At 67.9% G+C, this 26,032-nt stretch carries 23 protein-coding genes; 22 read left to right on the forward strand and 1 reads right to left on the reverse strand.

Going from position 1 to position 26,032, the window contains the following annotated elements:
- The first annotated feature begins 66 nt into the window (after window positions 1–66).
- On the forward strand, window positions 67–2,196 hold the full coding sequence (locus VB059_RS12760; protein ID WP_323422388.1) for a hypothetical protein: 2,130 nt from the start codon (window positions 67–69) through the stop codon (window positions 2,194–2,196).
- Window positions 2,197–2,771: 575 nt separating this feature from the next.
- On the forward strand, window positions 2,772–2,984 hold the full coding sequence (locus VB059_RS12765; RefSeq protein ID WP_323422389.1) for a hypothetical protein: 213 nt from the start codon (window positions 2,772–2,774) through the stop codon (window positions 2,982–2,984).
- Between the two features lie 110 nt (window positions 2,985–3,094).
- Here VB059_RS12765 and VB059_RS12770 read toward each other — a convergent pair whose 3' ends face one another.
- The gene (locus VB059_RS12770) at window positions 3,095–6,676 is read right to left on the reverse strand and encodes a hypothetical protein (protein WP_323422390.1); all 3,582 of its coding nucleotides are present in this window, start codon (window positions 6,674–6,676) and stop codon (window positions 3,095–3,097) included.
- 1,311 nt (window positions 6,677–7,987) lie between these two features.
- Here VB059_RS12770 and VB059_RS12775 point away from each other — a divergent pair.
- The 20 genes from VB059_RS12775 to VB059_RS12870 all read left to right on the forward strand — a co-directional run bounded on the left by VB059_RS12775 (window position 7,988) and on the right by VB059_RS12870 (window position 26,009).
- Window positions 7,988–8,554, forward strand: coding sequence for a hypothetical protein (locus VB059_RS12775; protein WP_323422391.1), 567 nt, complete (start codon window positions 7,988–7,990; stop codon window positions 8,552–8,554).
- The gene (locus VB059_RS12780; RefSeq protein ID WP_323422392.1) at window positions 8,548–9,513 is read left to right on the forward strand and encodes a hypothetical protein; all 966 of its coding nucleotides are present in this window, start codon (window positions 8,548–8,550) and stop codon (window positions 9,511–9,513) included. Before VB059_RS12775 ends, VB059_RS12780 begins: the two co-directional genes overlap by 7 nt.
- On the forward strand, window positions 9,510–10,208 hold the full coding sequence (locus tag VB059_RS12785; protein ID WP_323422393.1) for an SAF domain-containing protein: 699 nt from the start codon (window positions 9,510–9,512) through the stop codon (window positions 10,206–10,208). The genes VB059_RS12780 and VB059_RS12785 overlap by 4 nt, the downstream gene beginning before the upstream one ends.
- Window positions 10,208–10,996, forward strand: coding sequence for a hypothetical protein (locus VB059_RS12790; RefSeq protein WP_323422394.1), 789 nt, complete (start codon window positions 10,208–10,210; stop codon window positions 10,994–10,996). The genes VB059_RS12785 and VB059_RS12790 overlap by 1 nt, the downstream gene beginning before the upstream one ends.
- A 242-nt stretch (window positions 10,997–11,238) precedes the next feature.
- Entirely contained in the window at window positions 11,239–12,558 is a 1,320-nt protein-coding gene (locus VB059_RS12795; protein WP_323422395.1) for a CpaF/VirB11 family protein, read from the forward strand.
- Entirely contained in the window at window positions 12,555–13,421 is an 867-nt protein-coding gene (locus tag VB059_RS12800) for a type II secretion system F family protein (RefSeq protein WP_323422396.1), read from the forward strand. Before VB059_RS12795 ends, VB059_RS12800 begins: the two co-directional genes overlap by 4 nt.
- The gene (locus VB059_RS12805; protein WP_323422397.1) at window positions 13,418–14,320 is read left to right on the forward strand and encodes a type II secretion system F family protein; all 903 of its coding nucleotides are present in this window, start codon (window positions 13,418–13,420) and stop codon (window positions 14,318–14,320) included. Before VB059_RS12800 ends, VB059_RS12805 begins: the two co-directional genes overlap by 4 nt.
- A gap of 59 nt (window positions 14,321–14,379) precedes the next feature.
- A complete protein-coding gene (locus VB059_RS12810) occupies window positions 14,380–14,595 on the forward strand; it encodes a hypothetical protein (RefSeq protein WP_323422398.1) in 216 nt (71 codons plus the stop codon).
- Between the two features lie 14 nt (window positions 14,596–14,609).
- Entirely contained in the window at window positions 14,610–14,999 is a 390-nt protein-coding gene (locus tag VB059_RS12815; RefSeq protein ID WP_323422408.1) for a TadE family protein, read from the forward strand.
- Window positions 14,996–15,421: a TadE/TadG family type IV pilus assembly protein gene (locus tag VB059_RS12820; RefSeq protein ID WP_323422399.1), complete on the forward strand. Its 426-nt coding sequence runs from the start codon at window positions 14,996–14,998 to the stop codon at window positions 15,419–15,421. The genes VB059_RS12815 and VB059_RS12820 overlap by 4 nt, the downstream gene beginning before the upstream one ends.
- Before the next feature lie 4 nt (window positions 15,422–15,425).
- Complete coding sequence (locus VB059_RS12825; protein ID WP_323422400.1) at window positions 15,426–15,854, forward strand: pilus assembly protein TadG-related protein; 429 nt, start codon at window positions 15,426–15,428, stop codon at window positions 15,852–15,854.
- The gene (locus tag VB059_RS12830; protein ID WP_323422401.1) at window positions 15,851–19,084 is read left to right on the forward strand and encodes a LysM peptidoglycan-binding domain-containing protein; all 3,234 of its coding nucleotides are present in this window, start codon (window positions 15,851–15,853) and stop codon (window positions 19,082–19,084) included. The genes VB059_RS12825 and VB059_RS12830 overlap by 4 nt, the downstream gene beginning before the upstream one ends.
- A gap of 304 nt (window positions 19,085–19,388) precedes the next feature.
- Window positions 19,389–20,309: a hypothetical protein gene (locus tag VB059_RS12835; protein ID WP_323422402.1), complete on the forward strand. Its 921-nt coding sequence runs from the start codon at window positions 19,389–19,391 to the stop codon at window positions 20,307–20,309.
- A complete protein-coding gene (locus VB059_RS12840; RefSeq protein ID WP_323422403.1) occupies window positions 20,302–20,757 on the forward strand; it encodes a hypothetical protein in 456 nt (151 codons plus the stop codon). Before VB059_RS12835 ends, VB059_RS12840 begins: the two co-directional genes overlap by 8 nt.
- 662 nt (window positions 20,758–21,419) lie before the next feature.
- A complete protein-coding gene (locus VB059_RS12845) occupies window positions 21,420–22,223 on the forward strand; it encodes a hypothetical protein (RefSeq protein ID WP_323422404.1) in 804 nt (267 codons plus the stop codon).
- 69 nt (window positions 22,224–22,292) lie between these two features.
- Window positions 22,293–22,493 (forward strand): hypothetical protein, encoded by a 201-nt coding sequence (locus VB059_RS12850; RefSeq protein ID WP_323422405.1) that lies wholly within the window; start codon window positions 22,293–22,295, stop codon window positions 22,491–22,493.
- On the forward strand, window positions 22,490–23,305 hold the full coding sequence (locus VB059_RS12855) for a hypothetical protein (protein WP_323422406.1): 816 nt from the start codon (window positions 22,490–22,492) through the stop codon (window positions 23,303–23,305). The genes VB059_RS12850 and VB059_RS12855 overlap by 4 nt, the downstream gene beginning before the upstream one ends.
- Window positions 23,305–23,583: a hypothetical protein gene (locus tag VB059_RS12860; protein WP_323419368.1), complete on the forward strand. Its 279-nt coding sequence runs from the start codon at window positions 23,305–23,307 to the stop codon at window positions 23,581–23,583. The genes VB059_RS12855 and VB059_RS12860 overlap by 1 nt, the downstream gene beginning before the upstream one ends.
- Complete coding sequence (locus VB059_RS12865; RefSeq protein ID WP_323419367.1) at window positions 23,580–24,401, forward strand: hypothetical protein; 822 nt, start codon at window positions 23,580–23,582, stop codon at window positions 24,399–24,401. The genes VB059_RS12860 and VB059_RS12865 overlap by 4 nt, the downstream gene beginning before the upstream one ends.
- Before the next feature lie 3 nt (window positions 24,402–24,404).
- The gene (locus VB059_RS12870) at window positions 24,405–26,009 is read left to right on the forward strand and encodes a hypothetical protein (protein WP_323419366.1); all 1,605 of its coding nucleotides are present in this window, start codon (window positions 24,405–24,407) and stop codon (window positions 26,007–26,009) included.
- Window positions 26,010–26,032: the final 23 nt, after the last annotated feature.

Consider the following 26,032-nt stretch of genomic DNA (forward strand, 5'->3'; position numbering starts at 1 on the left):
TCGACCGACCAACGGGGAACTGAATCCCCGGAGAACTCTTTCCGCTTATCCCAGAAAGGTCCTCAGGTGGCCAGCATAACAACCAGCGCACCCGCCGCCGAACGGGCCCGCCGCGGCGGACCAAAGGACGTCGTCGCGGCGATCGACGACCTGCTGTTCGACCCCGACGGCTGGTTTGCCATCGACAGCACCAACCGCCGCGTGCCACGCGTGGTCATCCCCACCAGACAGGCCGGCCTCGCCCTGGTCGGACGCGGACAAGTCGCAACAATCGTCGGGCGCCTCAGACCCGAAGCCGTGGCCATCGACATCGACCTCGACGGCTGGCGCGGCAATCGAGCCGCAGACGAGATCACCGCATGGTGCGACCAACACCTGCTGTGGACGCTGACCCGGCCCTCCGGCGCAGCCGGACACCGGCATCTGCTGATCGTCCACGGCGGACTGCTGGACGACCTGCATGACTTCGTCAAGAGCCTGCGCGGCGAGCTGGCCGCCAGCCCCAAACAGATCGACCTGCGCCGCACGCTACGTCCGTTGACCGCCCCGCACCGGTTGGGCGGCACACCACCCCCTGCATTCGGCGAGCGCCCCCCAACGGACACGTTGCGAAGCCTGACACGCGCCCTGCCCGCCAGCCGAGACCCGAACAGCAGACGAATCTCGTACTCACCGACCAGCTCGGACGAAGTCCTGGGCGCGCGTCCACGACCCGCGAAGCCGCTGCCGCAGCCGTGGGAACGGTACATGCGGGACGGCGTCTGCCCGACGCTGGGCGGCCACGACCACAGTCGATCCACTTACGAAGCCATCGCGACCGGGGCGCTGTTGCGGGCGGGTCACACAGCAGACACCGCGTGGCAGCAGATCCTGGCTGCGCACCCCGACGTCATGACCAAGGCCCGCAGCAACAAACGCCGCTGGCTCAACCATGTCTGGAACCGCGCAGTCCTCGACGACCACACGTTCGCCCCGACCGTCAGTCGAGACCCGAACATCATGGCCGCGACCGCCGCAGCTCGCGCCGAACTGTGGCGACTGCTGCCCGGCCAACGCTCGCGGACGTCGATCCTGCGCGTGGGGCTGGCGATCCTCGACCGTATGGAACGCGTCGGCTGCCTACGGGTACCGGTACCCGAACGCGACCTGGTACTCGACACCGGCATCACCGACCGCAAGACCATCCGCGCAGCGCTGCGCCAACTGCACGCGCACAGCATCGGCACCCTGCACACCGACACCCTCGCGGCAGGGGCGCGCAGGGCGCGCACATCCTTCGAGTTCTCCGTCCCGCCGAGCACAGACCCCGAGATCCCCCCACCTGGTTCTCACACCCCCCTACCCCCAGCCCTCTGGCACGTCCTGCCACCGGCCGCCGCGATCTTCTGGCACTACCTAAGAACCAGCAGCCTGCCGGCCAGCCCGGCCACGTTGCTGAGCGGGACCGGCCAGACAACGCCCGGGGCAGTGGCGTCCCGACACCAACATGGCTACGCCGTGGACGTGCTACGCCAACTCGGACGAATCGGCCTGGTCAAGTGCGACGAACACGGTGCCTGGCGGTCGGCCGTCCCCGATTCGGCCGATCCCGGCTATCGGGCGGCCGTCGGTGAGGCAGAGCGGGTCTATCAGGTTCGGCACGGACAGATCGAGGTCGAACGGGCCGCCTACCGCTCGCGGATCTTCAGCGAATGGGGACGGCAACGCGCGGCAGCCATCGAGAACGACCGTCGCAGACACCAAGCCTGGTGGGACGCTCTCGCCGAGCCCGAGCGGCACCGGCGACGCTCCAACGCCACCAAAGAGTTCGTCAAACGCAGCCCGTGCGACCAAGCCCAGGACAAACACCGCTGGGCGGCCCAGCGACAAGCCAATGGGATCAACGAGGCCAGCCGCCACGCCCAGTGGGTGGCATCAATCCCGGCCGACGAGTACAGACGCCGATCGGCAGACCGTGCTCGCATCTTCGCGGCCAGGCCCCACCACGAACAATGGACGCTCGCCGCCGCCTGGGACGCCCACCGACGCAAGTTCAGCCTCGCCCGGGGAGACGGCCGCCAAACCCGTGGACGATCGGCGCTCTTGGAAAGTGCGGCCGGCCATGCGCTCGAGTCGGAGACAGACCAGCCCAGCGGGCCGGATGTTCTCGGTAAGGAGCACACGCGACTAGCGGATGTAGTTGAAGGAAGTCCGTGAGACGTCATGACCCCGGCTCGACCCGTGTCACAGTCTTCAATCAGCGGGAAGTGGAGCCGTCGCGTTCGGTGGTGTCTGCCACCATGCTGGGCATGGGGAACCCAATATGGACTGATCAACTCGCCGCTTGGTCGGCACTGGTCTCGGCGGCTTTGACGCTTGGGCTACTGGTTTTTGCTGTCTTCGCTTGGCGGACGGCACATCGCACATTGGAAGAATCGCGCAAGGCCAGCGTCGCAGCGCAGAAGTCAGCGGAGGCGGCCGAGGCCGCTAACGAGCAGCTCCGGCGTGACAGCATTGGGCAAACGCGACCGTACGTATTCGCAGAGATCCTCCCGGGGCTGGCCGGCGTGACCTCTTGGGACATCCGAATCACTAACGCGGGCAAGTCGTCAGCCCGAGAGCTCACGCTGAGACCATTGAAGTGGCCCAACCGCGAAGACACGGTAATGCAGTCGCTCCGAGAGTTGATGGAGACGCCACGCACGCTCCCGCCCGGGTGCTCCATTCGCGCACTATGGCGCCTCGGCCCCCCGGAACCGGGAACCTATACCAAGGGTGCAGAGGAGATGGGCATGGACGAGCGCGGGCAAGTCTCGGTCATGTATCGAAGCGACGATCGGGATCAACCGGCCTACGTCGATGTTTTCGACGTCAACACCCATGGTGCGGGCCTGTGGCCGGTCCCCGAGGCAGGCCCAGCGCCCGACGATCTCAAAGGGGATCTGCGGAAGTTCTACAAGCTCGGTCAGGCTCTTGTGCGGCGCGTCGGCGAGCTTGGCCGCTGAGCTTGGCCGCTGAGCTGGTTCCACGCTGGACGCAGCTGAGCACCTAGCGACTGCGGGAATTGAATGCCCAGGCGTGCAGGGCAGACCGCGTGCACACACGCCACGGTGTGCTAGGCGAAGCGTGGCAGCATGTGGGCAAACTGGGCGTCTGCGATGTCGAAGTGGTCCTCCACAGCCGAAATCAGAACGCCGGTTCTCAGGATCACCGCCGCAGCTGCGCTGGGCTCGCCTGTTCTGTCTAGGTTCAGCAGGCGCAGACTCTGCAAACTCTCGATCTTGTTCCAGCCGGACTTGCCTTCGTCTGTGAAGTCTTTGACGGTGGAAAAGTCGTCCGAGATTGCGGCGCCAATTGTCGTGAGGATAGCGTTAAGTTCTGAAACGTATTTGGTCCTGTCGTGGGGAGATGTGAGTTCGTCGAGTTGCGCCCAAGTATTGAGAAGGCGCTCGGATGACTCTTCTAGAGCGCGGCGCTCATCCTCCAGGGTCACGTTGGCTCCGCGAATGGCCGTGATCGCGGCGATCGCCGCGAGCCGGCGAGCGTGCCTCAGGAACGTGGCGTAGGGTGTGGAGATCGGTGTTGGAGCGACCTTTGCAAAGGCGCGCGGAGACTCGTGATCGCCTAGCAGCAGTACACCCCTATGGGCGATCTGGACGATGGATGCTCGAAGGTAACCCTCGGGTTTGCGCAACCCAATCCATATTCGACGATCTGGATGTGCACGGGCTTCCCTTGCGGCGTCGGAGACGAGTGTGATGCGGTTCAGGTAAGTGTTGATCTCCTCGCCCTCAACGGTGATCGCCAGATCCCCGGGTGGCCAGCTCGTCATGGGCTGGTCAGATGCGCTGGGGGCAACGGAAACTGCGAACCCTGATCTGCCGAGCGTGAGCCTCATGCGATCGGCCTCCTGCTCGAGTGCGGCCGAGGAACGCTCGGCCGCAACCCCGGCGGCGGCCGCCATCCGAGCCGCGCCCGTGTGCCGGCTCGCGGCGGCTCGCATCAACTCGCGGATCGGGGCACCTGCCCCTGCACTGGCGGACGCGATCACACGTAAGTGGCGGACGTATTCCAGGAGGCGTGCGCAGTCTGGAGAGTCCGGGAGGTAGCGGTACCGGTCAAGCTCGATCATTGCGCTGATCTTCGGTGTGAGATCGTCAAGCATCCCAATGGTGTGGAGGGGGCTTCGCTTGGTGATATCCGCCCGCGCGAGATTGGGGATGACGTGTTGGAGCAGCGACCGAGCCACAGAAACGGCGACGCTTTCCACGGGATACTCACCGAGAGCGCCAGGGATCTCGTCTGTATATTCCGCTTCCGCGGGTGCATCCATCTCCAAAAGCAATGCCTTCGCCGCCTCGAACCGACGAAGCGTCGCTCGTGTCACTGACCGATCGCTAAGGTGCGCGATGGTGATCTCGGGAAGCAGGTCGATCAGTGCCCTGATGGTGTCGGCCTCTGCGGCAAGCTTGGAGGTCAGCGAGCCCGCGCCGTAGAGTCGGGACAGTGCTCGAGCTTGGGCTCTGTTGTCGGAGACTTCGAGAGTGTGAGGAAGTTTCTCTCGGGGGATCGCTTTGTCGACGAGCGGGAAGTCGCTGAGCATGACCAAACGTCCGAGGGCGTCGACGGCACCGACCCTCGCAATCGTCGCTGTTGGTGCGAGAGCGAGGGCGAGTCGGCAGATCTCCACGACGGGTTCGTTCTGGTTCGGCTGTAGCTCCTCGTCGATGAATATCCATTTCCCATCAATCCCGTCATCCGTACGTTCGAGCGACGCTAGCCACGGGGTTTCTGTGGCGATCCGGTGCAGGAGGTGATGCTCACCTCCTGCAGCAGCCACCGCTTGCTCGGCGAGTGCGGGTGCGGCGCGGCGGAACGCCTCCGTCATGTCGGCCGCGTCCTGCAAGGGCCACACCGATAGTCGTGCACCGATCGCATCAGCCGCGCCACGGAGGGCTGCGGAGTCAATCCCGCGGAGCACGGTCACGGCCTGCAGGAGCAGGTGACGTGGATCGTGGTCCGCTACCGCCTTGTTCAGGATTTCTTCGATGAGAGGTGCCCCAATCGCTTGCCATAAGGGTTGGAGGTCAGGGTCGGTCGGGACGTCGCGGAGTTGCATTACGGCGGCCAAGAGGGCGGGTTGGAGCAGGCCATCGGTGTCGGGGCGCTGCTGGGTGCGGGACATCATGAACGTTGTAACAGCTCTACCGGCGTCAACGCCACATTCATCTAGGATGCGCTTCCAATCGTCGGCGCGTTGCCGCAAGCCATCCGTTCGGAAGGCCGAGGCGACGGCGATGAGCGTCTGAAGGTCTCGGTCGCGCATGACACGTTCGGCCGCAGGTCGGATCATCGCGGCCGAGTCAGCACCTGACTCGAGAGCGCGTCGGAGAAGGCGTGCGAGTTCGGTGGCAGGCACGAGTGCGACGAGGTCTCTGAGGGTCTCACGCTGTCCGAAAGGATGGCTCGCGCGGGCAAGGGAGGCAGAGCGGATCTCGTGCAGCGGGCGAAGGAGATTGCCCGAGTCCTCGATGATGAGGTGCTCGTCGACAAGGCGGCGGCTCGCCGCAGTGAACGCGCTGAGATTGGCATTGAGGGCCGATTGAACTGCGCGCGCCGGAACGGGGACGCCGTACTGGTTGGCACAGGATGCAATGCGAAGGATCTCGAGTTCGAGGTGTCGGGTGTGGTCGGCCTCGCGCGCCCGGACTTGCGCTCCGAGGATCGTATCGAGGTTCTCACCCTCAGTGAGCAGCGTGACGTACTCCAAGAGGAAACCGTCGGCGCGTTCGGCTGGCTCCCGCCAACCAGCCCAGGATGTTAGGTGTCGAGCCCGGAAGTCGCGCCACAGGTGCTCCGCGAAAGTTTCGTCAAGTCTGGGCGTTATCGTGGCGACCGTCGACAACAGCCGGACAGGGAATCGGTCCTCTTCCCGGATGGAGACGATAGTTATCACGTTCGGAAAGTCGACAAGCCGACGCAAGAGCCGATCGAGGACCACGGGATCGTGTCGGCCCGCGTCGTCAACCAAGATGCCAACGGGTGCATGGGTGCTCGGCCGCAAGTACTCGATGCGTGCCGCGAGGAGCGCGACGGCATCACGACCGGTGCGACCAGTTGGCGTCAGCGAGTGAACCTGCTGCCACCGAAACGAACTGCGGATCTCGTGCGCCACGGAGTAGGCGAGTGCGCTCTTTCCACTGCCACTGGGCCCTGCAATCACCGCCAGACGGCGCACCTCGGCGACTTCGATAACTTGCCGTACGAGTTCGGGGCGCGGCACGAGCCAGCCACCTGCGACGTGAGCCGCTCCCACGTGCGCACCGCGACGCACGTCCGACTCGTCGGCAGGTGCTGCCCAGTCAATTGCGTCAGCTACTCCTAGCGACCTCGCCTCATCGAGAAGCTCCACATCGACGGTCGCGAGGACTTGATCCACGAGGGCATCGATGCCGGCGATGTCCACAAATGCGCGGTTGGCAACGTCCCCGTGGGTGTTGGCATCAGTTGCCTGCCCGATCTGCGTGCATACAGCTGCAACTATGATCTCCGCGAGCGACTCCGGAATATCACGAGCGTTGACGACAATGCTGATTGCCTGGGGTCGCGGTTCGGGGCAGAGTGCGACTGAGAGCGAAGCCATGAAATCTGGCGCAATCTCATCATCCACTGAGATCGAAGCCAGTTCCTTAGTCAACTCAGGTCCAGCAGTCGGACCCATCGAAGTAAAGTCGCCATTCCACTCTGGTATAGGGATTTTGGTGACTGGGCGCTCAAGCAGAAGGGCCGTCGATGCTGGAAGGCCCGCATTCCTGCGTGTGACCCAAGCCCGAGCGACAGAGCGCAAGTCCCTACGTAGCTCGGCAACCGGAAGATCCCCTGCACTTTGACGCCGAGACTTGACTTGGATGAACAAGGAACCGTTTGGAGAACGTACCGAGATGTCGTCGTACCCCTCAGGAGTTACTACTGCGTTTGACTCGCCTGCGCTCCAGAGACTGAGTACAACGAGGGTGGCGACGATGTCCTGGAAGCGGAAGCCACGCCCAGCACGTGCGCCTGAGCGGGTAGTGGCCCACAGCTGGGCTTGCGGTTCGGTCGTACACTCAGGCGAACTAGGCATGGCGCGCCCCGGCTTAGCTTGGTCGCCACGGCGCTGCTGTGCTTTGCGTCGTCGACGCGCTTCGGCATTCGCACGGTCGTAGTTACGGCGGCCCACTTGCGGATTGTATCCGCAACAACCGACTTGTGGCGGATATGCAGCGTCCATGGCATGGTATCAAGCACACAATCGTGACGCCTCACGAGGTGGGCGACCATCATCTAGACGGTTGTCAACGTGCCGTGCAAGTGCACGTTGGCGTGAGCAATTACGGGATTTTTGAAGCGCTTGGTGGCATGTCCTCTTGCCTCGCAGGGATTTCGCTAAGGGTGAGTGAGGCATTACCTCAGCCGTAAGGCCTCGACTAGCCGAACCCTACGGTGGGATATTGGTACTCGTGCCCCACGTCACCGCGGACCAGAGCAGTTCCTCGGACAGCCATGGTTCAAGGACGCCCCCGCTGGCCTTGGTCAAGGGTGTGGGCCGTTTGCCAACGCGGAGCTGGCGAATGCTTCCGGTTGGCTTTGAGCCCAAGGGCCCAAGGCACAGGGGTGACCTTCGGCAGGTGCCCTGGCCTGGCCCCTCAAGCACGAGGTCGGCGGACATGAGGATGAGTCCTCCCCGATCTCGGTCTGCGCGCAAGCCCCCGCTGGGTTCTCAACTCCGCAGGTCAAGCCCAGGAACGACTTGCGAGTCCAGCCCAGGCCGGGTGTCCAGATTCTGACACTGCCTCACGGGAGCGGTGTCGCAGCTTTAGCGTCGCACGGGTTAGCAGGTCCGCACCCCCCATCGGATCGAAGTGCATCGAGGCATTGAAGCCCTTCCTTCGCACAAGGTGACCATGAGGTGGTCGCGATTGGCTTGTGCAGGTAGAGGCCCCAGGTAGGGGTTGAAGGAGGCGCTCATATGGTCGCGAACCGCCCGGGAGTCCGGATAGTGCTCACCAGCGCCCTGGCGGCGCTTGTGTTGGCCGGCTGCGGCACAGCGAACCAGACCCCCAGTCCGTCGCCGACGCCCCCTAAGTCGACAGCCACGTCAACGCCGCCGCAGACCCCGACGCCGACGCTGTCGGCGGATGAACGGGCCGCTGTCGACGCGGCACAAGCAGCTCTGGCCCTGTACGACCGGCTGGCGGCTGATCCGATGGCCGATGTCGGCGAGCTGACGACGGTCGCGAGGGACAGCGCCTACCTCACGTGGTCGTCCTGGCTCAGGGACTACCGCAGCAACGGCTGGGTGGGCCATGGCGCCCAGTCGTCGACCCTGCAGAGTACGGACCCCGGATCGGACGCCCGGCAGTGGATCGTCACGTTGTGTGTCGACAACTCCCAGACTGACATGGTCGACAAGGACGGGAACTCGGTCGTCAACAAGGACGCCCCGACCAGGACGGTGGGTGTCTACACGGTCACACAGGACCCGACCATGTTCGGATGGTTCGTCACCGCCTTCGAATCGGCGGGGACATGCTGACCACGTCCCCGCCGGCTCGCGTCGCCGTGCTTGCGGCGCTGATGCTGCTGACGATGGTGATGCTGCCGACCGGGCTCCGGGCATCCGCCGATCCCGGCGTGGCGTGCCCGGACGGTCAGGCGTTGGACGCCCGCACCCAGACCTGCCGCATCTACATCGTCAACCCCGGCACGCCGGCCGCGCAGGGGGACGCGCCCGTCCAACCGGTGTCGGGAGGCTCGGGTGGCTCGGGTGGCGTCGTCACCGCGTGCGTGGACAAGTCCTTGGGTCGGGATGATCCGTTGCCGTGCGAGTCGGATCGCGGGTACTGGTCGAACGCGATGAACTGTTACGTGAGGCTGAGGGATCCGCAACCGCCGAAGTCCAGTTCGTTGTGGCAGGGCCGTGAGGACGGGGCGATCTATGACTGCAACCTGCCTCCGGGCCAGGACGGGCCCCCGACGCCGTTCTGGTCTGATTCGATGCCGGCGGGACCGGCGGCTCCGGTTGATCCGGCGGTGGTGGCGCAGACGATCGTGTCCCAGATGGAGTTGCGGGCGTTCGACATCGGGATGGTGCCGGAGGACCGGCCGGACTCGATGGGCATCGTCGGGTTGCCGATGTGGTTGTGGGTGAACAATCCGTCGGAGCAGACGTTCGGGCCGATGGAGCGCTCCGCGTCACTCGGCGCGGTGACGGTGACCGCGACTGCCCAGGTACAGCGGATCGTGTGGGACATGGGTGACGGTGAGGTGGTCACCTGCACGACGGTGGGGACGCCGTTCACCGATGGCCACGGCGGGCAGCGGTCCCCGGACTGCGGTCACACCTACACCCGGCAGGGCACCTACCCGATTGCGGCGACCGCGTACTGGAACGTGGCTTGGGCGTCGAACACCGGCGTGACCGGGAACATCCCATTGGAGTTCACCTCGACTCGTCAGGTCGTGGTCGGAGAGATTCAGGTGGTGCGGCGATGAAGAACCTGCAGGTGACGCCGACGGGCGAGAGCGGCGCCAGGAAACAACAGGTGGCCGCGGGGCCGGCGACGAGCGAGAAGGCGGTGTCGACGTCGCCTCCGCGGCCGCGGCGTCGTCCGATGCTGATTCTGGCGTCGGTGGCGATGGTGCTGGTCGGGATGGTGGCGTCGGCGTGGGCTTACAGCAGTCTGGGCAGCGCCCAGCCGGTGGTGGTGGCCCGGGTGGATGTGGCGCGTGGCGCGGTGATCACCGCCGACGCGCTGCAGGTGGCGCGGGTCGGGGTGGACCCGGCGTTGCAGGTGGTGCCGGCCGGCGAACTTGACTCCTTGGTCGGGCAGCGTGCCGCGGTCGACCTGAAGGCCGGCCAGCTGCTGGTTCCGGAGGCTGTCGCCGGCGAAGTCTTCCCGCATCAGGGCATGTCGGTGATCGGCCTGACGCTGGGCCCTGGCCAGGTCCCGGGGACGCCGCTCACGGTGGGTGACCGGGTACGGATCGCGTCCACCCCCGGCGCGCAGGGCGACGTCCACGCCGAGCAGATCAAGGTGTTCGCCGGTGTGGTGGTCGAGGTCGGCACCGCGGACACCTCGGGCAATGTGACGGTCAGCGTGGAGATTGCCGCCGATCAGGCGCCGGAAGTGGCGGTGTGGTCGGCGGCCGGCAGGGTCGCGGTGCTGCTGGAATCCCGGGAGGCCTGATGGCGCTGGTGGTGTTGGCTTCGGCGTCGGGTGCCCCGGGGGTGACGACGACCGCGTTGGGGTTGGCGATGTGCTGGCCGCGTCCGGTGGTGTTGGTGGACGCCGATCCGGTGGGCGGGTCCGCGGTGCTGGCCGGCTACTTCCGGGGTGCGGTGGCGCACAACGACGCGATGGTCCAGCTGGTGATGGCCCGCAGGGACGGCCGGCTGGCCGACGAGTTGCGGGCGGTGTTGATGCCGGTCCCGGACAGCGAGGTGTTGTTGCTGCCCGGGGTCCGGTCGCACGCCCAGGCTGCGAGCCTTGGCGAGTTGTGGCCGGCGCTGGGCCTGGAGCTGCGGGCCCTGGAAGCGACGGGGCAGGACGTCATCGTCGATGCGGGCCGGTTGGGCATGGTGTCGTCACCCACGCCGCTGCTGGAACAGGCCGACCTGTCGCTGCTGGTGCTGCGCAGCGATCTGCCGTCCCTGGCCGCGGCGCGGCAGTGGGCAGCCGCGTGGGGTTCGGCGCGCGACGACGGTACTGGCGCTGCCGCCGCTGGTGTGGTGCTGGTCGGCGAGGGTCGTCCCTATTCGGCAGGCGAGGTGTCGCGGGTCTTGCAGATCCCGGTGGTGGAGAAGATCGCCTGGGACGAGCGGACCGCGCAGGTGTTCAGCGTCGGCCAGCAGCCGGCGGCGAAGTCGGGCAGCAGCAGGCTGGTTCGCAGCTATCGGGCGTTGGCTGGTGCGATCGACGCACTGGTTGCCTCGGCCAGGCAGGACGCGGCACATCGTGGTGGGAGGACCAGATGACCGACCGTTTGTACTCGTTGGACGCGACCGGGCTCGACCCAGCCGGGCTGCCCATCTTCACCCAACCTGAGGACGCCCCGCCCTCGGGAGCACGCCCAGGCCGGGTCCGCTCCTCGTTCTCCCTGGGTCCGAATCCCAAACCGGCCCCGGCAACACCGCACGCCCGCGCCGCAACGCCGGTCTCGCAGCTTCGAGTGCAGACCACGTCTGCGGCCACGGGTGGCGGGATCGACTGGAATCTCGTGTCTGCGCTGCGTGCTGCGGCGTCGGAGAGGTTGATGCGGGCGGTGGAGGCGTCCCCTCATCTTGGCCGGGACGAGCAGCAGACGCTGGGCCGGCGGATCATCGACGAGCTGTTGGACGAGGAGGCTCGGCAGGCGGCGGTTGACGGGCTGGGGGCGCGGGATCGGGGGCAGCAGTCCCGGTTGGGACAGGCGGTGTTCGACGCGTTGTTCCGGTTGGGCCGGTTGCAGCCGCTGGTCGACGACCCGGGGGTGGAGAACATCACGATCCTGGGTTTCGACACGGTCTGGCTGGAGTATGCGGACGGTCGCTTGGTGCGGGGTCCGCAGGTCGCCGACTCCGATCAGGACCTGATCGACTTCCTGGTGTTCCTGGGCAGCCGTTCGGAGGTGAACGCGCGTCAGTTCAGCGAGGCCGAGCCGCGGTTGCATCTGCGGCTGGATGGGGGTGCCCGGCTGGCGGCGACCGCGTGGGTGACGCCGCGGCCGTCGGTCGTGATCCGCCGGCACCGCATGCAGGAGGCCACGCTGGACGACCTGGTCGCGCGGGGTTCGTTGACGAAGGTGGCGGCAAGTTTCCTGGCCGCTGCGGTGCGGGCGCGCCGGTCAATCGTCGTCGCCGGCCCGCAGGGAGCCGGCAAGACCACGATGGTGAGGGCCCTGTGTGCCGAGATCGGGCCGAACGAGGCGATCGGCACGTTCGAGACCGAGTACGAACTTCACCTGCACGAGATGCCGGAACGGCACCCGATCGTGCATGCCTGGGAGGCCAGGCCCGGTGGCGAGTTGCAGGCCAACGGCCGGCGGGCGGGCGAGTTCACGATCGACGACGCCCTGTACGACTCGTATCGCTACAACCTGTCGCGTCAGATCGTCGGTGAGGTGCGCGGCAAGGAGGCGTTGACGATGATCGAGGCGATGCAGTCGGGAACCGGGTCCTTGTCCACGACCCATTCGGAGTCGGCCGAGGCTGCGGTGTCGAAGCTGGTCACGTGTGCGATGAAGGCCGGCGCGCACGTCACCCAGGATTACGCGGTGCGCGCGATCACCGAGTCGCTGGACATCGTGGTGCACGTCGACGTCCGCACCGAACCCAACGGCAAAGGTGTCCGCAAACGACGCTGGACGTCCGAGATCGTGGTGATCGGGCCGGGTGAGAAGCAGAAGGGCTACGCGCTCAGTTCGATATTTCGCTGCCCGCCGGGGACGACCACCGCTCGGGCGGTCGGCGGCCTGCCCGACAGCTACCGCGCACTGCGCGACCACGGGTTCGACCTGACCGGCTACCTGTCGGAGGCCCAACAGGGGGCCTGGACATGATGACGCTGGTCCCCGCCCTCGCGGCCGGCCTGATCGTGGCCGGCGTGATCGGCATCATCGTTGGCTCCCGGCCGGCCGAGGTGTCGGTTGCTGCCCCGACGCGCCGGCGGCAGCGGGTGGCCCGGCTGTCGATGTCGACCAGGACGCGGAACCTGCTGCTGATCGGGATCGCCGCCGGCATCGTGGTTGCGCTCGCCACCGGTTGGCTGCTCGCGATCGTGGTGGTGCCGTTGGCGGTGGCTGGCCTGCCGGTGCTCTTGTCCGGGTCCGACGCTGCTCTGCAGATCGCCCGCCTGGAGGCGATGGAGGAGTGGACGCGGGCGCTGTCGGGGGTGCTGACCTCGGGAGTCGGGTTGGAGCAGGCGCTGATCGCCACGTTGCGTTCGACTCCGGAGGCGATCAAGCCGGAGGTGTCGCGGCTCGTGTCGAGGTTGCGGGCCCGGTGGACGACCGAGGACGCGCTGCGGGCGTTTGCGGACGAGCTGGACGATGCGACCGGAGACCTGATCGCGGCCAGCCTGATCCTTGGTGCCCGCCGGCGCGGGCCAGGCCTCGCGACCGTGCTCGAGAGCCTGGCAGAGTCGGTGGCCTCAGACGTCCGGGCGCGGCGTCAGATCGAGGCCGATCGGGCCAAGCCCCGCGCGACCGCCCGCTGGGTCACGATCATCACGATCGGAGTGTTGGTCGTGTTGGCGTTCACCGGTGACTACGTCGCCCCCTACAAGACCCCGGTCGGCCAGGCAATCCTCGCCGTCTTCCTGGCCGCCTACGTGGGGGTGTTGGTGTGGATGCGCCGCATGTCGGCCGGCGCACCGCTGCCCAGGTTCATCGGCCAGCGGGTGCGGGTGGAGGCGGCGCGATGATCACCACCGGCATGCAGTTGGCCCTGCTGGGCGGGGCGATGGTCAGCAGCGGGGTGGTGGGGTTGGTCTGGCGGTTCACGCCCTCCCACCCCGACCTGGGAGAGGTGTTGCTGCGGTTGTCGCCGCAGGACGCCCGCCGCGGCGACGGCCTGGAGGCCGGTGACCAGTCCCGGACCGAGCGGTTGGGCCGGTGGGGCATGAAGGTGCTGCCCGCCGGGGTTTGGGGCCGCACCCCGCACCAGGAACGACTGCTGCTGCGCGTCCCGCTGAGCCGGTTCTACGGCCAGAAGATCCTCTACGCGCTGGTCGGCACGCTGATCCCGCCCGCTTTCACCCTGCTGTTCTGGGCGTTGGGTTGGCGGCTGCCGATCCTGGTGCCGTTCGGCGCCACCCTCGCGATGGCCGCCGTGATGTTCATGCTGCCCGACTACAACCTGCGGGACGACGCGAAGAAGGCCCGCGTCGAGTTCGCCCGCGCGCTCGGCGCGTTCGCCGACCTGGTCGCCCTTGAACGCCTCGCCGGGTCGGGGCCGCGGCAGGCCATGGAGGTCGCCGCGAAGGTGGGCGACTCCTGGGTGTTCCGCCGGCTACGGGAGGAACTGGCCCTGTCCGCCTGGACCGGGGAGCCACCCTGGGAGGCGCTGCACCGCCTGTCGAACGAACTTGCGCTGCCCGAACTGGGCGACCTGGCCGACATCGTGCGGCTGGGCGGCGAGGAGGGCGCCCAGATCTACAACCAGCTGCGCGCCAAATCGGGGTCCCTGCGGGCGGCGATGCTGAACGCCGAACTGGCCCGCGCCAACGAGGCCAGCGAGAAGCTGTCCATCCCGATGAGCATCCTCGGCATGGTCTTCCTCGCCATTCTGATCACTCCAGCCCTGCTGCGAGTGGTCGCCTGACCCCGCCCAGACCCGAATCCGAACCCGACTCCCACCCATATTGCAAGGAGAAACGAGAGATGATCCGTTTGGTAGTGCTGTTCCAGATGCTGCTCGGCCGGGCAGGCAGCTACGTGGCTGGCCAACGCCGCGTCCTGCGGACCGCGATGAGCGACGAACGCGGCTCGGTCACCATCGAGCACGTGCTGTGGGCGGTCGCCGTGCTCGCGTTCGTGGCTGTCGTGGTCGGCGCGATCGGCGCCTACATCAACGCGAAGGTCGGCGAGATCAGGTGACCCCGCGGCTGGTCGTGGGTGGACGCCACCCGCCGCGCGGGGGTGAGCGCGGGTCGACATCGATCCAGATGGTGATGCTGATGCCCGCCCTGTTCGCGGTCATGTTCCTGGGCCTGCAGGGCGCCCTGTACTACTACGCGTCCAACGTCGCCGGGAACGCCGCCCACGAGGGCGCCAGCGCCGCGTCGGCGTACCAGAACCGCGAGAACCAGGGGATTGGGCGGCAGGCGGCGTCTGACGCGCTCGCACAGTCGCACGGCTCGCTGCAGAATTGGCAAGTCGCGACGACCGCAACCGTCGACGCGGTCACCGTCACCGTCACCGGTCATCCGTTGTCGGTGCTGCCCGGACTCGAGTTGCGGGTAGCCCGGTCCGCCACACTCCCGTGGGAACGGGTGTCATGACCAGGCTCCGTGGTGAGCGCGGCTCAGTAACGTTGGAGGCGGTCATCCTGATCCCGGCGTTCCTGTTGTTCGTCGCGCTGGTGATCGCTGCTGGTCGGGTCGCCGTGGCCAGGCAGGGCGTGCAGACCGCCGCCGCGGAGGCGGCGCGGCAGGCGTCCATCGCCCGCACCGCAGGCGAGGCCACCACCAAGGCACAGACCGGAGCCCAGCAGACCCTCGCCGATCAGCAACTTCAGTGCCTGTCGTCCAGCGTGGTGACCGACACGTCCGGGTTCGCGGCACCCGTGGGGACGCCGGCGTCGGTCAGCGCGACCGTGACCTGTCAGCTCGACCTGGCCGGGGTCGCGATACCGGGGCTGCCCGGGTCGCTCACCATCACCGCGTCCTTCCAGTCGCCGCTTGACACCTTCAGAGGACGGTGACCAGATGAACCGGCAACCGAACCGTGACCCGGAACGGGGCTCGATCAGCCTGTGGGTCGTATTGGCGTCGTTCTGCATGATCCTGGTCGTCGGGATCGCAGCCGACTTCAGCGGCCAGGCCGCCGCCGAACACCACGCCAGGGTGGCCGCCGGCCAAGCCGCCAGAGCCGCCGGCCAGGCGGTCCAGCTGGACGCCCTGGTCCGCGGCGGCGACGTCCAGCCCGATCCCGCCCGGGCGGCGGCAGCCGGCAACGCCCACCTCACCCAGGCCGGACTGTCCGGCACGGTGAGCATGACCGGCACCGTGGTCAACGTGACCGTGACCGACACCTACGATTGCGTGTTCCTGTCGGTCATCGGCATCCGCACCCTGCCGGTCAGCGGCACGGCATCAGCAGACGTCGTCCGCGCATACGAAGGAGCACCGCGATGATCCGCAGACGACTGGTCGGATTGATGGCGAGCCTGGCGGTCATCGCAATCGTCATCGGCATGCCGATCCTGCTGCTCCAAGTGGGTGGGAACCCGATCCCGAATGCGGTACCCGCCCCGGCCGAGGTGTGGGGATGGCTGTCCCGACCGGACGACGGCACCATCACCCTGGCCGCGATCATCATCGTCAGTTGGCTCGTGTGGGGACTCCTCACGTTGACCCTGGTCCTTGAGACGGTGGCCCTGGTGCGCGGCGTCAAGGCGCCCACCCTGCCCGGACTGCCCCAGTCGTTCGCCCGCCGGCTGGTCGCAGCCTCGGCGATGCTGATCGTGTCGGCGCCACCGGTGCTGGGCGGGCTGGCCCAAGCCCTGGCCGACGAGGCCCCGGCCACACTGGTGGCCACCGCGTTGCCCAGCGACCGCCTGGCGCAGGCACCGGCCGCACCGACCAACGACATCCCCGCATCTCCTGCAGGGTTGGTCGATCATGTGGTGCAGCCCGGTGACACGCTGTCCCGGCTCGCCGCCGACCACTTGGGTGATCCGGACAGGTGGCCCGAGATCTACGACGCGTCCACCGGCGTTGTCCAGCCCGGCGGCGAACGGTTGGAAGATCCCGACCTGATCCTGATCGGCTGGACCCTCCAGGTCCCCACCCGGGCCACAGGCGACACCCAAACTTCGGTGGTGGTGCAGCCCGGCGACAACCTGTCCGCGCTCGCCGCCACCCATCTCGGCGACCCCGACCGCTGGCCCGAGATCTACCACGCCTCGACTGGCGTCCTGCAACCGGACGGTCGGCAGTTGACCGACCCGGACGTACTGGAGCCAGGCTGGCGATTGAACCTGCCGTCCACAACAGTCGACGCAGCGCCACCGGCTCCGGACGAGGTCGACCCGCAGCCCGAGCCTGCCGCGCCTCAGACCGATCCTGCCGCCCTGGAGGCCGACCCAGCGGCGCCACCACCAACGACCGAGGCGGAGCCGTCGACAGAGCCCGGCGAGGTGGCACCGCTTCCCGCGGATCAGCCCGGATCGCCTGCCGAGCAACCCGCCCACGACCAGACCTCCGACGACACGGCTGCGGAACCCACCTTCACCGATCCCGCGTCCGGGTTGTCGGCCCCGTGGTTGTTGACCGGGGTGGCGATTGGCGGGTCGGTGCTGGCCGGATCGGCGCTGATGATGTTGCGACGGCGACGCGAGCAGCAGTTCCGGCTGCGCCGTCCCGGGCGGATGATCCCGACACCGGCGGCCAACCTCGTCCCGGTGGAGAAGACCGTCACCGCGGTCGGGTCGGTGACCGCGCCAACCGTCACGTTCATGGACGAGGCGCTGCGCCGGCTGGCCGCCCACCACACCCGTGCGGGCATCCCGATGCCGAGGCTGGCCGCGGTCGAAATCGGCGATGACCAGCTGACCCTGCACCTGGCCGCGCCCGCAGACCTGGACGCCCCGTGGACCGCCCCGGACGACTCCCGGCTGCGGTGGACCCTTCGGGCCGAAGTCGACCTTGACCTGGTCGGGCCGCTGCCGGAGTATCAGCCCGCCCCGTACCCGCTGCTGGCAACCACCGGCACCAGCGACACCGGCGAGGTGTGGCTGCTCAACTACGAACAACTCGGCACAGTCCAAGCGACCGGCGACCCGGACTACGCAGCCGACTTCCTGCGATACCTCGCCGCCGAACTGGCCGTGAACCCGTGGTCCCGCGACGTCCGGATCAGGTGCCTGGGAGTCGCCGAAGAGGTCCAGACCATGAACTCCGAGCGCTTCCATGTGCTCCCGGACACCGGCAGGGCGGTCGCGGCTGCCCTGTTTGCTGCTCGATTTGCCGCCGGGCTGGCTGAGAATGTTGACGCCGACGCACCCACCGGCAGATCCGCCCAGCTGGGTGACGAGCTGTGGCCGGCCGACGTCGTGCTCGCCGACTCCGACACCATCGCCGCCTCCCCCGAACTGCAGCAGCTGATCGGCATGGTCGAGGACGAACACCGAACCACCTGCACCGCGATCGTCGTCGGCGGGCGCACCGACCAGATCACCGGCACCGAACTGGTGTTCACCATCAACGGCCGCGTCCGGGTCAGCCAGGTCGGGCTCGACCTGGTGGCCGTCGGGTTGACCCCGGACGAGGCGTGGGGTTGCGCGGAGGTGCTCGCGCAGGCCGACCGCACCGACGACGTCCCGATCCCCGCCACCAGCACCAGCCGCGAGGGGTGGCGAGCGATGTCCGACGACGCCGGCGCGCTGCGCGCCGAGCTGACGATCCCACGCACCATCGAGGTCCTCGAACCCGCCAGCAGCATCATCGAACCCGGCACGCCGCTGCCCGCCTCGACCACCAGCCAGGACCTGGACGACCTGGCACCGAAGGTCACCACCACAGTGCGAGAAGCGGTCGAGAAAGCCGACCCGACACTGGACATCGACGTCACAGACTGGTTCGCAGACGACTGCTGGCGGCCCCGGTTGACGCTGCTCGGACCGGTCTCGGTGCGGGCGCACGGGCAGCCGATCGAGAAACGTAAAGCCTTCCACCTCGAAGTGCTCAGCTACATCGCGCTCCGCGAGCACGGGGCAACCCCCGACGAACTGGCCACCGCGTTCGGCCACAGCGAGGGCACCGCCCGCATCTCCGTCGGCACCGTCCGCTCCTGGCTCGGCACCAACCCCCGCACAGGCGAACCCCACATCCCGCACGCCGACAAGTCCGAACCGGCCAAGAACGGTGGCGTCCGGGCCTACCAGGTCGAGGACCTCCTCGTGGACGTCGACCTGTTCCGCCGGCTACGGGCACGCGGCCAGGCACGCGGCAGCGACGGCATCAACGACCTCGTCACCGCACTCGCGCTGGTGAACGGGCGACCCTTCGACCGGGTCCGCGAAGCGGGCTGGGCCTGGCTGGTCGACCTCAACATCGACCAGCACATGATCTGCGCCATCGTCGACGTCGCACACCTCGTCGCCACGCACTTTCTCAAGACCGGCGACGTCCGAAAGGCCAGGGCCGCAGCCGAGACCGCCTTGGCTGCGGCGCCCTACGAGACCATCCCCAAACTCGACCTCGCAGCCGTCACCCACGCCGAAGGCCACACCGACGAAGCCCGCCGGATCGTACGCGAAGAAGTGTGCAACGTCGCCGACGAAAGCGGTCTGCCGGACGACCTCAGCGACCGCACCGTCCAGATCATCGCCGGCTTCGACTGGTTCAAGCAGCGGGCGTCGTAGATAGTCATGGGGCAGATGTCCGTCCTATGCCGGACTTCGTGTCGTTGGTCATGCCGAAGAGCGGGTGTTCATAGCAGGCACTGGGCTGAGCACATTTGAGCAGGATCAGGTCGCCGCACGGTTCGTCGAAGGCCCGGCTTGGGCTTGAAGCCGGGCACCTTGTTATATTATGCGTGGCCTTCTCGATCCACGCCGTGGACCAGATCCGGAGCGGGGCCGATGGAGGTGTGGAGGGTTGGCAAAGTCCCCAATTCCGTACGTCGGAATCATAAGTGGCGCTGTCGCTGGGAGTGCTGGCGCCGCGGTGGCGATCGCTGGTGGGGTGCAGATCGTACATGCTCGATCCCAGATCGGGCGTCATGAGGAGCGCTACGAGAATCGCCACGCCGACCATCTTGCGCAGGTGGAGTGCACGAACGAAGCTCTGCGGACCTTCGGGCAGACGCAGGAACGGGCTCGACGCGATGTCATCCTTCGCATGGTTGACTTCCTCAAGCGCAACGCCAAGAAGGTTAAGGTAAGTGAACAACTCATCGTCGATGGGCTCGAGGCTTCAATCACCCGAGTCTTGAGCACAGCCAAGCTTGATCCGGACGTGACGGGCTGGATCCAGGGGTTCGTCAACTCGGCAGTCGCTGGCGGCGGGGCCGCAGTCGGCATCGGGGCGGCTGTCACCGAGTTCGGGAAGGCCAGTACCGGAACCGCGATCTCCGCCCTGAGGGGAGCCGCGGCCGAGAAGGCGAAATTGGCTTTCTTAGGTGGCGGATCCCTTGCGGCAGGGGGTGGCGGTATGCGTCTCGGCGCGATCACGCGCAACTCGGTAGTCGCTGGTTCCGCGCTCTTCGTCGCCGGCCTCGCAGTAAAAAACCGGGGCACCAAGGCGTCGACCGAGGCTCACGAGTTCCTGACGGAGGTGGATGTCGCGATCGCACAACTTGACCAGCGCGACCAGCTTCTCTGCGGGGTGCAGGAACGGTCGCGTGAACTGGACGGCATCCTCGCTCGGTTGGCGGCTCAGGCAACGGAAGCGATCGACTTGCTCGAATCCGAGCCGCTTGACATGGAGCGTCACGCCGGGCGACTCCAAGCCTCTCTGGTCCTTGTCAATTCGGTAAGGGAGGTGGCCACGACGCCGGTCGCTGACGAGGACGGCAACCTTGACGTGAATAGCGACCATCTCGTTTTCAAGTACCGCAACGCAGACTCGGAGGCGGCGAATGACTGAGCAGAACGACGCGGTTGAGGGCACCGTCCTGCCTCCGAAGGTGGCTGGAGTCGTGAAGAACACGGCCGGTGCACTCACTGCGGCCGACGCGCTCAGCGCGCTCACCACGATTGTGAATGCTGTCCAAGATTCGATCGAGATCCATCAGACGGAGAGCACGAAGCGCGAGAAGCTCAAGACCTATCGAGAGACCGAGGTCCGGCGGATCAAGGCCGCCGAGGCGACTCTGCGGGACTACTTCGACCGAACGTTTGAAGAGCGCCGCGAGACGAACAAGCGACTCTTCGACAGCCTTGACCTGGCGCTCAAGTCCGGCGATGTTGCAGCGATGCAGACCGTCGTCGGAGGGATCGTCGATGTTGCGCGGACATCGCCCCTGGCGAATATCGGGGATCTCGGCGAGTTGAGGCGCGCGATGGACGACCCCGACACGGTCTTCGAGTTCTAGCTTCCCTTTACGCCTCCAATCGGACATCACGTACTGCTTCCGAACTCTTACCTGGACGAAAATCAGCGCGATCTCAAGTCACCCTTGGCGGCGCGCACGGACCCGGACTGAGCCCCTCCTGCAGTCGTCACGACCCGAGCCTTGCGGGCATGGATGGCAGTGAAGCCTGCGCGGGTGAGCCGCAGCCCCGTCGACAAGCGATCATTCATGCAACGTTCACCACTACCCGCGTGGCCTGCGATCGGTTTGGGTGGCGGAGCCGAGCGGAGGCGATGACCTCCCAGTCGATCTTTTTCGACCAGATGCCGCGGTCCGCCCCCTCGGTCGCGTCCCCTGATCTGCTCTGCCTCATTGAATTGATTCCCGAGCGAGGGGTCTTTGGTGCGCAGACCACCGTGGAGAGCCTTCGAGTAGGAGAACGAGTCGCGGGCCGGTTGGAGCCCTGGTTCCCCGCGCCCCAACAGCGTCGGCGGTCCTTGCGTTCCTACACGAGAACACACCCTGTTGCGGGATGAGTTTCAACTTTTGGGCAAACGCCTTGTCAGGGCTGCGTTGCTCCCCGTGTTTCCCCCGCGTTGCCCCCTCAGATTTGGCCTGTGGACAAACGCAAATGACTACGCAGACCTCCGATCCTCCTTGCGTCAATGGACGGAAGGATCGACATGTCAATCGAGAAGGCGATGGGTTTGGGCGAGCGGCTGGCTGCCGCGGAGGCGCTGGTTCCCTGGTGGGGTTTGCGGCACCGGCTGCTGGGCGAGCTGGCCACTCTGGACGACGTGTCCCGGGCGGCCCGGACGGGCACGGTCCAGGACCGGGACGAGGTGCTGCGCGATCTGGCGCGGCTGGCCAACAAGGACGGGGGTGACTGCGAGGAGGCCGCCGCGGTGTTGTGCAAGCTGCTGATCCCCGGGGTCGTGTCGAAGTTGATGACCCCGCGCGGCTTCAGGTCGATCCGGTTGGAGGAGCTGAACCGCGAGGCCGCGTTCAATCTGTGGGTGGAGTGCCGGTCGTTCCCGTGGGAGTCGGACCTGCTGGTGCCCTCGCACATCGTGTGGCGGGTCCGGCGGTTGACGCTGGCGGCTTTCGGGGTCGCCGACCCCAGGCGAGCGGACCGGTCCTGGGCGAACACGGTCACCTTCGGTGACTGCTCGGAGCGCGCCAAGCCCCTTTGGTCCACGCCGGACGAGCCCGAGTCTGCAGCCGAGGAGCTGGACCGCTATCTGGCCGCGGCGCAGGAGCAGGGGCTTGTCAGCGCGGACGATGTCGAGTTGTTGTGCGCTCTGGCGGTGGCTGCCGGCGAGTCCGGGACCCGTGCTGCGGGTGCGCAGGGCCTGATGGGGGTGCAGGTGTCCGACGCGGTCGGTCGCCGGTTGGGTCTGGCAGGGCGGACGGTTCGCCGCCGGACAGCCCGGAGCCTGGCGGCTCTTTCGGATGGCCGGACCCAGCGCCGGATCCTGGCGAGCTGACCTCCGGAGCGGGTGGTGGTGTCCATGAGGACTGCTTCTGTGGCTTGGGCTGGTCAGGAGGTTCGAACAGTGATGAACGGTGATGACATCAGCGAACTGATCGATGTGGCGGCCAGTGAGGCTGCCGTGATCGACGAGGTGTCGCGTGCGGTGCGGCGCTTGGAGGCGGTGCAGGCCGCGCAGGTGAAGTTGCAGACGTTGCCGTCGGAGCTGCTGCGGCAGGCGTTCGCGGAGCGCAGCCTGGTGTTGCGGGCGGGTCTGTCATCGTGACCGCGACGGTTGCGGAGCTGAAGCGGGCGTGGCGGGCGGTGGAGGCCGGGTTGTTCAGCGACCCGTCCACCGCCTCCGACCGGCGCACCGCGGATGGGCAAACCGTGCGGTGGTCGCCGCCGCGGGGCGAGCGGGTGTTGCCGGTGGTGGGTGCCCACGGGTTTTCGGGGGCGTCGGTCCTGTCGCTGGCGTTGGCGACGGTGGCGGCGCCGGCCCGGGTGGTGGAGTGCGTCCCGCTGGGCCGCTGCGGGTTGGTGGCCGCACCGACAGCCGAGCTGGGCGACTACGACGGGTTGTGGACGCGCGGACTGCGCGACGACGTCCTGGTCGAACGGGTCACCGGTGACCTGCGCGACTGCGACGGGGTTCCCCGGCTGTCAGTGACCGACCGGATCTCTGGGTTGACGGTGCTCGACGTCGGCTGGGACGCGCGGGAGGTGCTGGCATCCGACTGTTGGCTGGCCGCGGCACTGACCGGTGCCGCCACGGTGGTGGTCGCCGCGACCGCCACCGTGGCGGGGCTGCGCCGGCTGGAGACCACGCTGGGCGAACTGGACCGCCCCGACGCGTCCCGGGTCGTGCTGCTCGGCCCGCCGCGGCGCCGCTGGCCGAGGGGCCTGGCGGCCACGTTGGGCCCGCTAACCCGAGCAGCGGAGCGGTGCGGGTGGGTGCTCAGCGTCCCGCTCGTGGCTTCGCTCCGGGTGGGCGGGGTGGATTCGCGTCCGCTGCCCGCCGACCTGCTGACCGCTGCTGAGGTGGTGCTGGCCTCCACCCGCCGAGCTGATTCCGCTGATGAGCGAGAGGAAGATTGATGTTGCTGGTTCCGTTGCAGATTTGTCCGGTGGCCCCGCCGGGGGCGCAGCAGTACGCCGATCAGTTGACCGGCTACGTGTTGTGGGGCGTGTTGGCGCTGTTCGTGGTCGGTGTGGTGGTCGCGTTGGGCGCGGTGGTCGCGGGCCGGATCTTCGGCATGCCGCACGCCTCGCGGGCTGGTGTGATCGGCGCGGTGGTGGTGTTCATCTCCGCGATCGCCTACATGGTGCTGCCGTCCATGGTGGCCGCCATCACCGGGTCGGGGTGCATCGGATGACACGGCCCCGCCCGCCGCGTCCGGACCCGGTGGCGCAACCGTGGGGGCAGGGCCGGCTGCTGGTGCTGTTCGCCCTCGGGCTGGCCACCACGATCGCGCTTGCCGCCGGCCTGCTGTTCACGATCCGCGCCACGATCACCCCGACAGCCGACGACGCGCCCCCAGCCACGCACACCGAGGCACGCCCCGGCGAGGGTGAACAGGCGCGGCGCGACGAGCTGGCGGCCGCGGGCATGGTGTCGGTGAACCCGGACGACGCGTGGCGCGGCACCCCGGCCGCAACCCCGGGCCCGGTGATCCAGGTGCCGGCATCGACGTTGATCGGGCCGGCGAGGGTGCCTTCGGGGTTCCCGCGCACCCCGGAGGGTGCGGTCGGGCAGTTGGCGGAGATCGAGGTGGCGGTGCTGACCGAGATGAGTGTCGCGCGGGCTGGCGAGATCCACGCGGCATGGTCGATACCCGACGCGCCACCGGTGGAGCGGTGGCCGTTGATGGGCCACGTGCGGTCGTTCCTGTCGACCGCGCGGATGGGTTCGGTGAAGGATCCCGGCACCACCGTGACCGTCACCCCAGCCGCCGCGCAGGTCAAGGCCACCGACGGCCCGGACTGGGTGGTGGCGTGCGTGTTGTCCGAGGTGCGGGCGGTCATCAACGTCGAGGCGCGGATGGGTTTCGGCTACTGCGAACGCATGCAGTGGGACGGCACCCGCTGGCTGATCGCCCCCGGCGAACCACCCGCAGCCGCACCGTCGACGTGGCCCGACACCGACCTGGCGTTCGCCGCCGGCTGGCGCACCTGGGCCCCGACGGGCAGGTGAACGATGCCGTTCGACCCGTTCAGCCAACTCGCCGGTCAGGCGATCAAGGTCGGCACCGACATCTGGACCGCCATCATGCTCAGTGTCTGGAACGTCGGGTTGCTGCTCATGCGGTTCGTCCTCAGGTTGGAGGAACACTTCCTCACCCCCGACCTCACCGAGTCCGGCCCCGCCCGCGACGTGTACGCGACGACGTTCTGGATCGCCGCCAGCCTGCTGGTGATCATGATCATGGTCCAACTCGGTGTCGCGGCGCTGCGCCGGGACGGCAAATCGTTGGGGCGTCTGCTGCTCGGGGTCGGACAGTTCGTCGTGGTGTGGGCGGCGTGGCTTACCTACGCGGCCGCGGTCATCGCGGCCTGCTCAGGTCTGAACGCGGCGCTGATGCGCACCTTGTTCGCGACCGACTCGCTGGCCGGCTGGGACCCGCTGGGCGGCTTCGAGGTCGGCGACGTCACCGAGGTGGTGACTGCCGGAGTCCTTGGCCTGCTGGGTGTGCTGTTGTGTGTCGCGGCGATCGCGCACTTCGTTGTCCTGTTGACCCGGGCCGGTGCGCTGGTCGTGCTGGCCGCGACCACTCCGATCTCGGCGGCCGGCCTGGTCGGGGACACCGGACGCGCCTGGTTCTGGAAGTCGCTGCGCTGGTTCCACGCCGCCGCGTTCACCCCGGTCGTGATGACCCTAGTCATGGGCGTGGGAGTCCAGATGGCGTCCGGGGTGGCCGGCGGGCAGGCCGACAAGACCAACGAGGCGATCGGCACCGCGCTGCCGGCCGTGGTGCTGATGCTGATCTCCGCGGTCTCCCCACTCGCGCTGTTCAAGCTGCTCGCGTTCGTCGACCCCGGCACCAACTCCGGCGCGTCGCTGCGGATGAGCCTCGGGGCGCTCGGCGGCATGTCCGGGCTCCTCGGCGGGCAGCGCGGCGCCGGGGACGCCGGGACCGCCACCCAAACCGCTGCTTCGGGACGTTCCCAGGGCGAGGCGCAGGGCGAGGACGCCACCAGCCGCCGCTTCGCCGCCGGGCAGGCCGGACAGGCGGGGTCTGCGGGAGGTGCGGGAACCGCGTCGGCCGGCGCGGGGACCGCCTCGGCCGGCGCAGGGGCCGGGTTGGCGGGTGCTGCGGCGGGCGTGGCGGGTGTGGCGGGTGTGGCCGGGATGGCGTTGGCGGCCGGGGTCCGCGGGCTCGCGTCGGTCGGCGGTTCTGCGGCAGCGGTAGCGAGCGACACCACCAACCAGATGGGGGTCGGGCACAACACCTATCAGCCCGACTTCTCCGGCACGGGTCACCGCGGCAGCCAGAACAGTCAATCGGCCGGCGCCGATCCCGGCGGGCAGCCTGCGACCGATCAGCCCGGCGCGCCGGACGGCAGCGGCGGCACGCCGCAGCCCCCGATACCCGACAGCGCACCAGCACCGGGCACCCCGGGCGACCCCGGCGGCCCCGCCCCGCAGGCCCCGATCGTCCCCGGCAGCCCTGCCGAGGGATCGAGTGCGGCCGGTTCCGCGGGAGAAGCAGGTTCCGCGGGTGGGACGGGTGTCACTGCCGGTGGGGCCGGTGCGTCGGAGGCCGCCACCGCCGCCCGCGCGGCCGCCGTGGCCGTCGTGTAGCCAACGATCGAGCAAGGGAGTCA

Origin of the sequence: Raineyella sp., from assembly GCF_034933565.1 — a bacterium.
Lineage (GTDB): Bacteria > Actinomycetota > Actinomycetes > Propionibacteriales > Propionibacteriaceae > Raineyella.

Bases quoted from the DNA above. Each gene is read 5' to 3' on its own strand.
- VB059_RS12765 (WP_323422389.1), top strand. From the start codon at position 2,772: ATGGACGAGCGCGGGCAAGTCTCGGTCATGTATCGAAGCGACGATCGG.
- VB059_RS12775 (WP_323422391.1), top strand. From the start codon at position 7,988: ATGGTCGCGAACCGCCCGGGAGTCCGGATAGTGCTCACCAGCGCCCTG.
- VB059_RS12780 (WP_323422392.1), top strand. From the start codon at position 8,548: ATGCTGACCACGTCCCCGCCGGCTCGCGTCGCCGTGCTTGCGGCGCTG.
- VB059_RS12785 (WP_323422393.1), top strand. From the start codon at position 9,510: ATGAAGAACCTGCAGGTGACGCCGACGGGCGAGAGCGGCGCCAGGAAA.
- VB059_RS12790 (WP_323422394.1), top strand. From the start codon at position 10,208: ATGGCGCTGGTGGTGTTGGCTTCGGCGTCGGGTGCCCCGGGGGTGACG.
- VB059_RS12800 (WP_323422396.1), top strand. From the start codon at position 12,555: ATGATGACGCTGGTCCCCGCCCTCGCGGCCGGCCTGATCGTGGCCGGC.
- VB059_RS12805 (WP_323422397.1), top strand. From the start codon at position 13,418: ATGATCACCACCGGCATGCAGTTGGCCCTGCTGGGCGGGGCGATGGTC.
- VB059_RS12810 (WP_323422398.1), top strand. From the start codon at position 14,380: ATGATCCGTTTGGTAGTGCTGTTCCAGATGCTGCTCGGCCGGGCAGGC.
- VB059_RS12820 (WP_323422399.1), top strand. From the start codon at position 14,996: ATGACCAGGCTCCGTGGTGAGCGCGGCTCAGTAACGTTGGAGGCGGTC.
- VB059_RS12825 (WP_323422400.1), top strand. From the start codon at position 15,426: ATGAACCGGCAACCGAACCGTGACCCGGAACGGGGCTCGATCAGCCTG.
- VB059_RS12830 (WP_323422401.1), top strand. From the start codon at position 15,851: ATGATCCGCAGACGACTGGTCGGATTGATGGCGAGCCTGGCGGTCATC.
- VB059_RS12840 (WP_323422403.1), top strand. From the start codon at position 20,302: ATGACTGAGCAGAACGACGCGGTTGAGGGCACCGTCCTGCCTCCGAAG.
- VB059_RS12845 (WP_323422404.1), top strand. From the start codon at position 21,420: ATGTCAATCGAGAAGGCGATGGGTTTGGGCGAGCGGCTGGCTGCCGCG.
- VB059_RS12860 (WP_323419368.1), top strand. From the start codon at position 23,305: ATGTTGCTGGTTCCGTTGCAGATTTGTCCGGTGGCCCCGCCGGGGGCG.
- VB059_RS12865 (WP_323419367.1), top strand. From the start codon at position 23,580: ATGACACGGCCCCGCCCGCCGCGTCCGGACCCGGTGGCGCAACCGTGG.
- VB059_RS12870 (WP_323419366.1), top strand. From the start codon at position 24,405: ATGCCGTTCGACCCGTTCAGCCAACTCGCCGGTCAGGCGATCAAGGTC.